The sequence below is a fragment of the Psychrobacter sp. ANT206 genome, from assembly GCF_056880555.1.
On the sequence record NZ_CP096271.1, the window covers coordinates 1,832,041 to 1,845,555 of the forward strand.

At 41.6% G+C, this 13,515-nt stretch carries 11 protein-coding genes; 6 read left to right on the plus strand and 5 right to left on the minus strand.

Features of this window, described 5'->3' with window-relative positions:
• Positions 1 to 24 precede the first annotated feature (24 nt).
• The 5 genes from M0221_RS07665 to infA all read left to right on the plus strand — a co-directional run bounded on the left by M0221_RS07665 (position 25) and on the right by infA (position 5,950).
• Positions 25 to 1,827, plus strand: coding sequence for a type IV pilus assembly protein FimV (locus tag M0221_RS07665; RefSeq protein ID WP_483283456.1), 1,803 nt, complete (start codon positions 25 to 27; stop codon positions 1,825 to 1,827).
• Positions 1,828 to 1,878: 51 nt separating this feature from the next.
• A complete protein-coding gene (locus tag M0221_RS07670) occupies positions 1,879 to 3,486 on the plus strand; it encodes a FimV/HubP family polar landmark protein (protein ID WP_483283457.1) in 1,608 nt (535 codons plus the stop codon).
• 156 nt (positions 3,487 to 3,642) lie between these two features.
• Positions 3,643 to 4,728: an asparaginase gene (locus M0221_RS07675; protein ID WP_483283458.1), complete on the plus strand. Its 1,086-nt coding sequence runs from the start codon at positions 3,643 to 3,645 to the stop codon at positions 4,726 to 4,728.
• Between the two features lie 33 nt (positions 4,729 to 4,761).
• Positions 4,762 to 5,604 (plus strand): tRNA pseudouridine(38-40) synthase TruA, encoded by an 843-nt coding sequence (truA, locus tag M0221_RS07680; protein WP_483283459.1) that lies wholly within the window; start codon positions 4,762 to 4,764, stop codon positions 5,602 to 5,604.
• A 124-nt stretch (positions 5,605 to 5,728) separates the two neighbouring features.
• Positions 5,729 to 5,950, plus strand: coding sequence for a translation initiation factor IF-1 (gene infA / locus M0221_RS07685; protein WP_010199824.1), 222 nt, complete (start codon positions 5,729 to 5,731; stop codon positions 5,948 to 5,950).
• Positions 5,951 to 6,133: 183 nt separating this feature from the next.
• Here the strand turns inward: infA and M0221_RS07690 are convergent, their stop codons facing one another.
• The 5 genes from M0221_RS07690 to leuC form a co-directional block, all read right to left on the minus strand.
• Positions 6,134 to 7,309 (minus strand): L,D-transpeptidase family protein, encoded by a 1,176-nt coding sequence (locus tag M0221_RS07690; RefSeq protein WP_483283460.1) that lies wholly within the window; start codon positions 7,307 to 7,309, stop codon positions 6,134 to 6,136.
• A gap of 446 nt (positions 7,310 to 7,755) precedes the next feature.
• Complete coding sequence (gene leuB, locus M0221_RS07695; RefSeq protein WP_483283461.1) at positions 7,756 to 8,859, minus strand: 3-isopropylmalate dehydrogenase; 1,104 nt, start codon at positions 8,857 to 8,859, stop codon at positions 7,756 to 7,758.
• A gap of 87 nt (positions 8,860 to 8,946) precedes the next feature.
• Complete coding sequence (locus M0221_RS07700) at positions 8,947 to 9,693, minus strand: hypothetical protein (protein ID WP_483283462.1); 747 nt, start codon at positions 9,691 to 9,693, stop codon at positions 8,947 to 8,949.
• A gap of 174 nt (positions 9,694 to 9,867) precedes the next feature.
• Complete coding sequence (gene leuD, locus M0221_RS07705; protein ID WP_483283463.1) at positions 9,868 to 10,518, minus strand: 3-isopropylmalate dehydratase small subunit; 651 nt, start codon at positions 10,516 to 10,518, stop codon at positions 9,868 to 9,870.
• A gap of 47 nt (positions 10,519 to 10,565) precedes the next feature.
• A complete protein-coding gene (gene leuC / locus M0221_RS07710) occupies positions 10,566 to 11,984 on the minus strand; it encodes a 3-isopropylmalate dehydratase large subunit (RefSeq protein WP_020443717.1) in 1,419 nt (472 codons plus the stop codon).
• A 321-nt stretch (positions 11,985 to 12,305) separates the two neighbouring features.
• Here leuC and M0221_RS07715 point away from each other — a divergent pair, with 321 nt between their 5' ends.
• Positions 12,306 to 13,178, plus strand: coding sequence for a LysR family transcriptional regulator (locus M0221_RS07715; protein ID WP_483283464.1), 873 nt, complete (start codon positions 12,306 to 12,308; stop codon positions 13,176 to 13,178).
• The last annotated feature ends 337 nt before the right edge of the window (positions 13,179 to 13,515 follow it).

The window sequence follows — 13,515 nt, forward strand, 5'->3', positions numbered from 1 at the left end:
AACTTTTACTCCAAAGGGCTGCATATGTCTTGTCATTTATCTTACCGCTTGACTAGCATACATCGCGCAGTATCGATGGCATTGTTTTATTCAATAAGTTATGCAGCCTTAGTATCTAGCGCCCAAGCAGCAAACATTGGCAAAACAGTTGTTATTTCAGCTCAGCACGAACCTTTAGTTGCCAGTATTATGGTCACTGATATTGAAAACACTGACTTTTCAGCCAGTTTGGCAAATTCTGCCATTTATCAGCAAATGGGTCTAACCCCAACTGATTCCATGATCGTACGCTTTCATCCGACTTCAGCTACAAGTGGTCAAGTTTTTATTACCACCACCAAGCCTATGTCCAAACCCTTTGCTGATGTGGTTCTAGCAATTAATGATGGCAATCAGCGTAATGTTATTCCAAAAACATTACTGATGCCGCTTAATGATAGCTTACCGATTGCGACTTCTAAAAATATCGTAACAGGGGCAAAAAAGCCTAACTTACCCGTGGTTTCTACAACTAACGCGCAGCCATTGACGGTTAGAAATGGGGCACCGCCACCTTTATTATCATCTGGCTCATCGAAACCTACACTAAAGGCTGCAACATTACCCGAGCGCAATGTTCAATCGCCTAATATACGAGTACCTGTTATTCAAACGCCAAGTATCCAAGCGTCAAGCTCACAAATACCAAGCGTTCAGGCAACGACTATACCCTCTGGCTTACCAACAGCAGTTGCAACAACGACACAAAGCAATATCACAACCTATGCGCCTAGCCGTTTAGAAAACGGTCGATTAAATAATCCTATTGATGTAAAAAACGATAGTGTCATGGCGGGCGCAAATAATGATAATAATACAGCTTTAACCGTCTCATCAAATAGTACGCTTTCTGCTAGCGAGACTGATAAACAGTTCGATATTTTAAACATACAAATTACTCGTCAGATACAGCCGAAGAGTCAAAGCAATACAGATATGATGGTTGCTAGTCCTATGGCGCTCAAAACCCTGACGCCGAATGAAGCAGCTTTCACCAATAAAAATAAAGCTATTATCCCAAATGATAGTAATAATATGGTCGCTACAGCTCCTCTCAATGATGTGCCCCCTAACTCGAATACCTGGCAGAAAGCAGTGACGCCTAAAACGTCGGCCGCAGCAAAAAACACTTCAAGCCAAGTATCAGATAAGTCAGCTAGTAGCGAGATCAATTATACCGTGCAGCGTAATGACAACTTGTGGGTGATTGCACAGCAAATCGCAGAGAAGAACAATATCGACGTTCAAACCGTTATGAAAGAAATTCAGACGCAAAATCCTGACGCTTTTATCAATAGAAACGCCAATCAATTAAAAGCAGATGCACAGTTGAGTTTACCTAATTATGATGCGCTACCTTCACAGCAAAAACTTGAAGCTGCTATCAGTGCTCAAAGGCAATATAGAGGCGCCAATACACCTGTCGCAAAAAAACCAACTGCATCAAATCCTGTGTCCAAAGGTGACAATACGCAAGCAACAAAACATACTGAAAAGCCGGCGACCACTAAGACTCAAATTTTACCAAAGGCACAGTTTTCTGTCCTTGCTCCCGGTCATGAAGGCAGCGCAGATGGCACTAAAACCAAAGCAGGCATGGCAACAGGTAACGGACTTAGCATGGAAGTGTTAGACCTGCTTAAATCATCAAGAAAAAGTACCGCATCACAAGCTCAGCAGTTATCAAAAACTAGTGGTACGCTTGAGAGCTATACTCGCAAATTACAATTACAAAATCAAAAACTGGCTGAGCTGCAAGCTCGTCTCAAAAAATTACGCAATCAATAACTGCCTAACAGATCAATGCAAGCAGCTCTGATCGTAGGCGTGGGAGTAACTATGGACAATATGCTATATATCATCGCCGGATTGGTGGTTATTTTACTCGTTGCGGTCTTGGTCATGCGCAAAAACAAAGCGCAAAAGCCATCAGAGCATTTGAGTACAAATACTGGCAAAATTGAGCCCTTATCGAAGCATGCTGCTTCTAGAAGTACGCCTACTCAAACAGCTATCAATCATGAGAAAAAGTTTGATCATATTGAGATTGCTCAACGTTTTATGGACCAACAGCGCTATGATAAAGCGATTGAAACGCTCAATCGCGGCTTAAGCGAAAAGCCAAATGATAGCCAATTATCTCTCAAGCTCCTTGCGGTATATGCCACGATAGATGAGTCTGAGAATTTCAATAAAGTCTATGATGCTATCAAAGCAAATAATGATGACAAAAGTATCGCACAAGCTGATGAGTTAAAAGCTTTGCTGACTGAAGAACAAAACCAAGTCACTAAACAAACTATGTTAGCAGACAAAAGCGAAGATGCTGGATTTGAAAGTTTAGATTTCGATTTACCGACCAATAAAGCGAGCAGCAATAGTCCCGTCCTTGATACTAATACGGTTCAAAATGTTGAATACAAAAATGACTTGTCAGAGGCTACCAATGAAACCTTAGCGGCTTCGAATGCTTTTGATGATAATAGTTTCGATGATATTGAGCAGGCGTTTGATCTTAGTCTGAGTGATTTAGAAGATGGCAATAATAAACCTGTCCATACTAGTAATAACTCGGCACCTGTCACCACGCTTGATGTAGTAGATGAAGATATTTTTGCGCCTGCAACTGTGGTTATAGACACTGATAATAGTCCTATTACTGACAGTGATTTTGATTTTGAATTATCTGAGCACAGTCTTGCATCTACAGAGGCTCCCACCGATGACGCTACCGATGATAGTTTTAACAGCAGCTTAAATGAGCTATCATTAGAAGATGACTTTGTCTTAGATTTAAACAGTGACGCCGATACCAATAACGTTATCAATAATGCGCCTGTCACAACAGAGACAACTTATTTAGATGATGACCATCTGACCTTATCTTTATACAGTGATGATGTGTCGAATGACACGCCAAATCAAATAAAAATTCAGCATTCTATGGTCGAAGATAATTTTGAAGATTTTAGTTTCGAAGATATCAGTATTGAAGATGCAAATATTGAAGATACAAGCGCTGAAGAAATAGATATCATGAAAAATGAGTCCGACGCTTCTAGCAGTGCCCCTACTACTCTGATGTTCGATGATGATACGGTAATAGACGATGATTTTGACTTTGATTCTTTATCTTTATCAGAGTCTACAACAGCAAGCACGCCAGTTGAGGTTGATAGCGAATATGCCAATACTCATATCGACAATGCTATTGATATAGCTCCTGCAGCTGACACTAGCAGTACTGAAGATTTTTCGTCACGGTTCGCAGCAGATTTTGATTTTGTTAAATCCTTAGACAGCAATCAAGTCACGCTAGATTTAGCAGGTCAATACGTGCAACTTGGCGAATACGATAGTGCCAAACGCCTACTCAATGAAGTCATTGCTAAAGGCAATAGTGAACAGCAGCAGCAAGCACAACGATTGCTTGATCGCACTGCTTAAAATGACTGGTGTGACAGCGAGTATTCTAGCCACTTAGAATACTCGCTGCATTTATAATAACAGTGCTTTTTCTATCTCTTCTCTAGCAATGATTTCTCTTTCAATAATTCTGCTCTATCGTCTATTCAATTTAAAACCAATACAGTGCACTCATCTATGACAAATACAATCCCTGTACCTATCCAACTTATTTATGCTGGCGGCACTTTTGGGAGTTATGGTCGTCCATTAGCGCCGCTATCAGCAGAGGTTTTTTTGCCAACTTTGCAGCAACTACTGGCAGAATCGGATAATGCGCTTAATCTATCGCCCATTGCTTGGCTTCACAATACTCTGATTAAGGACAGCAGTCAGTTTACACCCAGTGATTTTGTGCATTTTTACCAGCTTTTACTTTCGGCATATCAACAAGGCAGTAGACGTTTTGCGTTAATTACGGGCACAGATACACTCAGTTATTTGGGAGCGTTCTTAGCAGAAGCCTTTGCAGGTAGCGATATTTGTATTGTCGTTACCGGTAGTATGCGTCCGCTGCTAGATAGTGAGGAACTGCACTCTTATAAAGTAGATGCACAGAGTGATGCTTGGAACAACCTTACTGACTCGTTAAAGCTAGCAAGTGCAGGTGAATCTGGGGTGAAGATTGCCTTCGGCGGCGAATCATGGCCAGCGCAAACGGTGCAAAAAATACATAGCCATGACTTTATGGCATTTACTGGTCACTCTAGAGCGGCTTATCCTGCCAATAGTTATGTCAAAAGCTTACCAGATACTCGTCAGCAGCACTGGCTTGATGACCAACAAGATATTAGTGCTGATATTGCAGTTCGTGCCGAGCACGCTTACGTTCATGCGTTGTACTGCTTGCCCAATGCAACCGATGCATTAAACCAACAGCTGCGTGCCTTATTATCACAGCCGCCTTGTGGCATTATTTTATTAGGCTATGGCGCTGGCAACGTTCCTTATTCAATAGAGTTAGCAGAAGCCTTGCAACTGGCTTATGAAAAAGGTCATATGATAGTGTGCGCTAGCCAATCGCCGTTTGGCGGCGTAAGTGACACTTATGCTGCGGGCAGTTGGCAATACGATTATCAAGTGATTGCAGGCGGTCGTCTAACTATTCCAGCCATTTATGCACGCTTACTGTGGTTACTGCTACGCTACGATAGCCCAGCAAGGCGTCGACAACGCTGGTTAAATAACGTCCAGCAAACGGGCACCAGTATCAAAAAACGTTAAACTATCACTCATAAACTCTGTATAAGTTCCAAAATGACCATGTTCATAACTGAAAACAACGAAGCAAAGCGCCCAACTTATACCTTAGCCATTGCTATTGAATTTTTGGGCACTCACTATCATGGTTGGCAACGCCAAAGAGAGGTACTTGGCGTACAAGAAGCGTTAGAGACCGCCATTAGTACTGTTGCCAATGAACCAGTAGAAGTGATTGCTGCAGGGCGCACAGACTCAAGTGTTCATGCTGGCAATATGATTGCACATTTTGTTACTCATGCTTATCGACCAACGCACAATTGGCTGCGTGGTGTAAATAGTCTTTTGCCTGATGATATCGCTTTACGCTGGGTTCAGCCGATGCCTGCTGACTTTCATGCGCGTTTTGCCGCAATTGCTCGTCGTTATCGTTACATTACTCTCAATCAAACTCAGCGACCTGCCATCCTCAACCATCAAGTGACACATATTCACGAGCCGCTTGACCTAAAAGCCATGCAGCTTGCAGCATCTGATATCGTTGGTACACATGATTTTAGTAGCTACCGTGCTGCCGCTTGTCAATCTAATCAGCCCGTGCGCCATATTAGCCATGCCAATCTTTTTACTCATGGTCAGTTTATCGTCTTCGATATTCAAGCTGATGGATTTTTGCACCATATGGTGCGAAACCTGATGGGGACGTTATATGCGATCGGCAGACACGAGTTAGAACCGGCTGACTTCTTAAATATTTTGGCGAAAAAAGATCGGACAATAGCACCACCAACTGCTTCAGGTGATGGCTTGTATTTCATTAATGCTTATTATCCTGAGCATTTTCAAAACTTACTGCCCGATGCGCCGCTCACGCCTATTTGGCTCAACCTTCCCGATTAAATTCATATAATCTGGCATACATATCACTTACAGGCTGTCAAGTAAAAATCAGGTTCCGTATTGCTTTAATCTGCTAACTTACGTATAATATGGGCTTATTTTAAATTGATTGATGATACAAATTATGGCAAAAGACGAGATTATTGAATTTGAAGGCGAAGTCATTGACACCCTTCCAAATACTTTGTTTAAAGTTCGTTTAGAAAACGGACACGAAATTATTGCGCACATCTCAGGTAAGATGCGTAAGCATTACATCCGAATTTTGACTGGTGATAAAGTTAAGGTTGAGATGACACCTTATGATTTGTCTAAAGGTCGCATTACTTATCGTGGTAAAAACTAAATTCTTATCTACTAAGATAGTTATAAGAGCATATGTATAATGCTTGAGTGGTTTAACTGATAATAATAATGATACTGCTAACCTACTCATTATTGCCTATCATATTTTAGTAAGTTAATATGGTTTTTACCATAAAAAATACCGCTAGATATCAGCGGTATTTTTTTGTCTAGAATTTAGTCGTTATTTAAATTCAACAGTTGCACCATTTTGTATCACGCCAAGTAATGCAAGCGCATCCCAATTGGTTAGACGTATACATCCCGCTGATGCCTGACGACTGATACGAGCAGGATCAGGCGAACCATGAATCCCATAAGACGGCTTACTGAGTCCAATCCATACCGAACCTACAGGGTTGTTAGGACCGGGTGGTAAAATAGACTTGCTGCCGTTCTCTGCTGTATAAGTATAATTGGGCTCGTGTACCTTAACTGCAACTGTATGCGTACCTGTTGGTGATGGCGTCGCTGTACTTCCTACTGTGGTTGGATAGCTAGCAACCAAGATGCCTTTATCATCATATGCATACAATGTTTCGGTAGTCTTATCAGCAACCACTCGACTAACAGGTTTGATATTAGGATTGCCTGGATTGTAGACAGTAATGGTTTCGCCTACTGCAAATTTAGCATTAGGATTGAGCGCCTTAAGATAACTTTCACTGATATGAAACTTTTCCGCTAAACCTTCAATGACAGTTTCATAGTACATCCCTTCAAGCTTGGATTTGGCTTCTGCTCCTGCTGGAATAACCGTGGTTTTTATATTGATATCTGCATCAGTGAGCTGATAGTTGACCAATACCGGTTGTGCCATAAGCTTATCATTCTTGGTCAATGCCTGCCACGTCTCAGTATTTAATGTATCGGTCACTGCCAACCCATTTGCCATCTGAAAAGCCTGCATCGCCTTACGAGAGTTCTTTCCCCAATAGCCATCAACTGCACCAACACCATTTTGATGCCAGTTTAATAGAGCTTGCAGCTTAGTGGTAGTATCACGATTTCTCTTCATACCTTGTTTCCAAGTAGCACTATTTACCTTTTGCGCCTCCATTGGTAGATTTTCAGTGGTATATTTTATGGTCGGTAAATACTTATTCAACGATACTGCTGTCTTACTTTTACCAGCAACTTTTTGACTTACGCCATTGGTTACTGGGCTGACATCGTTGTTATTACTAGTTACTTGATTTGTATTATTGGACTCTATGCTCTTAGTGGCAGTACCTTTTGCACTTCCTTCGACCGTGTCATTTTTGACATCGCTCGTTACTGCAATACTTTGCCCCATAAATAAAATGGTCGATAGACCAAGCGCTGCGATTGCCGTGCTGATTTTGGTCAATTGATACATGTATTACTCCAATTTGTTAAGTTATATTTTTTATTACAAACAACTTATAAGTAATTATAAAATTATTACCATTAATGCCCAATTAGGATTATATAATTAGTTCAACATACCATATGTCCATGTCAAAAATCCTGTGACTAGTATAGGACTGATTTTACAATGTGGATTGAGCCAGTAGATATTGATTTATCTAAACCAGTTATAGATAAGCTATGGTGACATATTCCCATGTGAGCATATAACAGCATTGTGTTAATAAGCGCATTAGACTGCAGTATCTGTGTTAAAACAAACGCTTTTATGCAGCTTTCTGTTTAAAGACGTTAACATTAGCGAATGCTTATCTTCTCTAAAAGCGAACAGTAAAAAACCCACAACTTGCTTAGCAAATTATGGGTTTTCATTATAAATTTTCAAAAATTCAGATTAGGATAAAGTAATCTCTATTAAATCAATTTTGCCAATACGGCTTGCCCCATTTGCTGACAACCGACTTGTATAAGTCCAGCTTCATTACGATCCAAGATATCGACCGTACGTAAGCCATCATCAAGCACATCACTGACCGCTTGTTCAATCGCTTGTGCTGCTGCTTCTTGTTTAAAAGTATAACGTAACATCATAGCAACCGATAAAATGGTCGCTAGTGGATTGGCTATATCTTGTCCTGCGATATCAGGCGCTGAACCATGACAAGGCTCATACATGCCTTTGCCCGCTTCATCAAGGCTGGCTGATGGCAGCATGCCAATAGAACCCGTCAGCATCGCTGCTTCATCAGATAAGATATCACCAAACAGATTGCCAGTGACCATAACATCGAATTGTTTGGGGTCTTTAATCAGCTGCATACAAGCATTGTCAGCATACATATGAGATAACGCCACATCGCTATACTCTGACTGCTGTAATTCAATCATCGTCTGTTTCCAAAGCTCAGTAACTTCCAATACATTGGCTTTGTCGATAGAGCAAACTTTGGCAGCGGTTCCTGCTGCTTGCGCGCGTGTTTGCGCCAATTCAAAAGCAACTTTGCCGATACGTTTGATTTCGCTGGTGCTATACACCATAGTGTTATAGCCTTGCTGCTCACCATTTTCTAGTGTACGAATACCGCGCGGCTCACCAAAATAAATACCACCAGTCAGTTCACGCACGATCAGCAAATCTAAGCCTGAAATAATCTCAGGTTTAATGCTTGAAGCATTCACAAGCTGCGGATAAAGTTTGGCTACACGCAGATTGGCAAACAAACCAAGCTCACTACGGATTTTTAGCAAACCGCGCTCAGGACGTTTGCTACGTTCGATACCATCCCACTTAGGACCACCAACTGCACCTAATAACACTGCATCTGCTGCGCGTGCACGTTGTAGCGTCTCTTCTGGCAAAGGTTCACCTGTTGCATCAACTGCCACACCGCCGATCAATCCAGACTCAAGGGTAAAACCTAACGCAAACTTATCATTGACAGCGTTCAGCACATCAATGGCCTGAGTCATGATTTCAGGGCCAATACCATCGCCCGCTAATGTTAAAATCGTTGCCATACTGGTCCTTGAGGTTGAGTAAATTTATATTTCTATGACTTATTTTATACTTGATTATTTTAGCTAATAACGACAGTCTTTTAATAATTATACTTTGGCTTTTACCTTTACTTTTGATGGCACTGATGCCGCCTTAGCGATACCAGTTTCTACAAACTCTCCTTGATGCTCAGTGCCAATCTGCTTGCAGAAGCGGCGCTGCACGGTATTGCCTTGATAAAGCTCAACACATAAAGGCTCTGGCGATGCTGTATCTAACAAGCTACCGGAGCTCTGGCCAGACTTTTTTTGATAAGCACGCAGCTGATAAGTGCCTGGGCCAGCAAAGTCATGAATCATAGCAAAACGCTCTACATAGCCTAGATTATTTTCTGGATAAAAATTAACGTGCACTTCACGTTTAGCGGGTTTGACCCGAGCATAATAGTTAATAAGATTTGGCATAGCAGACGCTGATAATGGCACAATCTTAATGGCATTATTATGAATAAGCGGCGTCATATCCATCGTCATAGCAGCTTGAGAATGCTTACTTCTTGTGCGAGTTTTATTGTTTTGGCTCGCAGCATTCATCGCAACCACCATGGTGGCATTCACAGGTTTGTGATTTTCAGGCGATATCACCATCGTGCGATCTATCTTTACAATCTCACAGTGGTAGGTGCCGACACAGGCAATATTTACCTCGCCAGCGATGGGCTTAATAGTACCCGTCCATACCTTTGCGCTTTCTGCTTTATCTATCTGTTGATAGCCTGTCAATGCCTGACAACCAGATAATAAGGTTATGGCAATAGCCGTACTTGTCCATACCGCAAAACGTATTTTATTCATAATGGTGGCTACTATTTATCAGATGGAAATATATAATATAAGAATAGATTACCGTTCATTTTAGCCACTTAGTCACCATAACTCAACGCTGTATTAGCGTTAAGCTCGTTTTTATGGCGATTCATATTCGTTATTAATCGTTTGCCATTAGCGGTTTTATTTCATGATTAAACACTAGGCTCTGACTTCATTAAATATCCAAGGCGTTTTTTGCATCATTTTTTGCTCGTATTCTTTAATAGCATCGCTTTGCTGCAAAGTCAGTCCGATATCATCAAGACCATTTAATAGGCAATGCTTATGGAAGTCATCGACTTCAAACGCATACTCTTCGCCAGTTGGGGTGATGACCACCTGACGCTCAAGATCTGCAGTCAGCTCATAGCCTTCGTTGGCAAACGTGGCTTTCATTAAGGTATCAACGATTTCTTCATCCAATACAATCGGTAGCATGCCATTTTTAAAACAGTTATTATAAAAAATATCGGCAAAGCTTGGGGCAATGACTGTACGAAAGCCATACTCTGAAAGCGCCCAAGGAGCATGTTCACGGCTTGATCCGCAGCCAAAGTTTCGGCGGGCTAGCAAAATAGTAGCACCTTGATAGCGTGGTTTATTTAAAATAAAGTCAGGATTAATAACACGTGTGCTATTGTCTTGTCCCGGGTAGCCTTCATCCAGATAACGCCAATCATCGAATAAATTGACGCCGAAACCGGTACGCTTAATAGACTTTAAAAACTGTTTGGCGATAATCTGGTCGGTATCAACGTTTGCGCGATCAAGTGGGCAAACGATACCTGTTTGGGTGTTATAAGCTTGCATAGTATTTCCTATCAATATTGTGCTTATTATTAAATGACGCGTAATAACTAAAAAGTTCGCACATCCACAAAATGACCCGCCAATGCCGCTGCCGCAGCCATTGCTGGACTGACCAAATGCGTACGACCACCATTGCCTTGTCGACCTTCAAAGTTGCGATTGGATGTCGAAGCACAATGCTCTTGTGGTTCAAGCTTATCAGCATTCATCGCAAGGCACATCGAGCAGCCAGGCTCACGCCATTCAAAGCCTGCATCCGTAAACAAAGCATCTAGGCCTTCTGCTTCTGCTTGTAATTTAACTTGTCCAGAGCCCGCAACGACGATGGCTTCTTTAATAGTATCAGCCACTTTACGACCTTTGATCACGGCTGCGGCATCACGCAAATCCTCAATACGCGAGTTGGTACAAGAGCCAATAAAGATACGGTCCAGCTGAATATCGGTAATTTTTTGACCCGCCTCCAAACCCATATAGGTATAAGCACGCAACCATCCTTCTTCTTGTGCTTCATCAATCGCTTGATCAGGCGTTGGCACTGACTGTGTGATATCAACCACCATCTCAGGCGAGGTACCCCAAGATACTTGCGGTGCAATTTGGCTACCATCAATCTCAATCACGCTATCAAACACAGCGTCATCATCTGAGTAAAAAGTACGCCAGTAAGCTTCTGCTTGCTGCCATTGTGACTCGTTCGGCGCATATGGACGACCTTTAACATAGTCAATCGTCGTATCATCGACTGCAACCATACCCACGCGTGCGCCCGCTTCAATCGCCATATTACAGACGGTCATACGACCTTCCATGCTCATGTCTTCAAATACTTGACCAGCAAATTCAATCGCATGCCCTGTTCCGCCAGCAGTACCGATTTTTGCAATGATAGCAAGCACCACATCTTTTGAGGTTACGCCAGCGCCAAGCTCACCCGTGACGCGGATTTGCATATTCTTTGATTTCTTTTGAATCAAACACTGGGTTGCCAATACGTGCTCAACCTCAGAGGTACCGATACCATGTGCTAAGCAGCCAAGTGCTCCGTGCGTGGCAGTATGCGAGTCGCCGCAAACAACTGTCATACCAGGCAATACCAAGCCTTGCTCAGGACCGACGACATGCAAGATCCCTTGACGAGCATCATTAATCGTAAACTCAGCGATATCAAATTTGCTGCAGTTTTCATCTAAGGTCAGTACTTGTAAGCGCGAGACCTTATCCTTGATACCTGCTACACCTTCTGAGCGCTCTTTAGTGACTGTCGGTACATTATGGTCAGGGCTTGCAATATTAGCCGACAGACGCCACGGTGCTCTATTAGCCAATTCCAAACCCTCAAATGCTTGCGGACTTGTTACTTCATGTAGCAAATGGCGGTCGATATAAATCAGGCTCGAACCATCATCACGCTTGGTGACTTCGTGAGCATTCCAAAGTTTGTCATATAACGTTTGACCGGCCATATTGCTATCCTTTTTAGTGGCTAATGACTTTATTCTCATTTACTAAAACCCTAGTACTAGGACCATAGTTTGCTATGGTTTTATCTGTTAATTACTAATGGTTGCGATAATAGATGCCTAAAATAAGATTTATGGCGCAGATTATCAAGTAAATACAATAAATATGTCTAAAATACGTTTCGATGTCTTGTGATTATAGCAGGCTAATCCTATAATAATAATTGATGATTCTTTCATAGTTGCAAACTTTTATTTCTAATACATTATGATTGGGTCAGCCAACTTTTATTTATAGCTCGTTATGTAGCTAAGGACATCGGTGTGAATACCACAAATTTGACGACATTCGTGACTGTGATGAATACAGGTAGTATTTCGGGTGCAGCAGAAAAGCTTTTTATTACTCAGCCTGCGGTCAGTAAACGCATCAAAAACTTAGAAGATGAGTTTAATATCACGTTATTTGATACGGTGGGTCGCGGTATTGTCCCAACTCAAGCAGCCAGTGAGATGTTACCTCATGCCAAACGATGGCTTGAAGACTACGAAAACTTTAAAATCAATCTGCAGCACTCTAAGCATATTGTATCCGGCAAACTTGTCATTGGTACTAGCCACCATATAGGCTTACACCATCTCGCCCCTGTTCTTAAGCATTTTATCCAAGCCTATCCTGCCGTACAGCTAGAGGTACATTTCGTCGATTCAGAAACCGCACATAAAGCGGTACTTGATGGTGACTTATCTCTAGCCTTTTTGACGCTGCCACCCGTTTATGACAAGCGTTTAACCTATCATACCCTATGGTCAGATCCACTTTACTTTATGACTGGTACCTTATCACTTTTGGCCAGTAAATCTAATGTTACACTAGAGCAATTGGCACGTTACCCTGCTATCTTGCCATCTGCCAATACCTTTACCAGTCAAATTACCTTGGCTGAATTTGCCAAACACAATCTAAAGCCTTATGCCACCATGAGCACCAACCCACTTGAATCTATTCGGATGCTAGTGTCTGTAGGACTTGGTTGGTCAGTATTGCCGCAAACGATGATTAGCCAAGACTTAGAGCGTATTGATATGGCAGATAATATCGAGTTACAGCGTCATTTAGGCGTGGTAATCAACCCAAAACTGACTCAATCAAACAGTGTAACTGCGCTATTAGATCTGCTAGCACCCATTGAATAACGGTGCTATTAAATAACAGATCATTCAATAAAACCCCTTGTCTATTATGGTTGGATAGCTAAGATAAAATAACTTTCTAAAATATTACTTGCTGAAAGATACTGAGTTAGCATTTATGACGCTCATACGTTATAATGCCTCTGACGTTTTTTATAACATAATTTTACCCAACTGGCACTGATAATCATATATTGAACATCTCTAGTAATATATGATAGTAAACAGTAGGTTAAATGGTTTTAAATGATTGGTTATATAAGCGATTAATATTTGGCAAGTGGTAAAGAGATGATGGCATTTAACATAGCAACACAGAAGTATATTTGCCCTTTTCTAT

Coding starts and splice junctions, on each gene's coding strand:
- leuB (WP_483283461.1), bottom strand. CDS start 8,859: ATGGCAACGATTTTAACATTAGCGGGCGATGGTATTGGCCCTGAAATC.
- M0221_RS07675 (WP_483283458.1), top strand. CDS start 3,643: ATGACAAATACAATCCCTGTACCTATCCAACTTATTTATGCTGGCGGC.
- M0221_RS07670 (WP_483283457.1), top strand. CDS start 1,879: ATGGACAATATGCTATATATCATCGCCGGATTGGTGGTTATTTTACTC.
- infA (WP_010199824.1), top strand. CDS start 5,729: ATGGCAAAAGACGAGATTATTGAATTTGAAGGCGAAGTCATTGACACC.
- M0221_RS07665 (WP_483283456.1), top strand. CDS start 25: ATGTCTTGTCATTTATCTTACCGCTTGACTAGCATACATCGCGCAGTA.
- leuD (WP_483283463.1), bottom strand. CDS start 10,518: ATGCAAGCTTATAACACCCAAACAGGTATCGTTTGCCCACTTGATCGC.
- truA (WP_483283459.1), top strand. CDS start 4,762: ATGACCATGTTCATAACTGAAAACAACGAAGCAAAGCGCCCAACTTAT.
- M0221_RS07700 (WP_483283462.1), bottom strand. CDS start 9,693: ATGAATAAAATACGTTTTGCGGTATGGACAAGTACGGCTATTGCCATA.
- M0221_RS07690 (WP_483283460.1), bottom strand. CDS start 7,309: ATGTATCAATTGACCAAAATCAGCACGGCAATCGCAGCGCTTGGTCTA.
- leuC (WP_020443717.1), bottom strand. CDS start 11,984: ATGGCCGGTCAAACGTTATATGACAAACTTTGGAATGCTCACGAAGTC.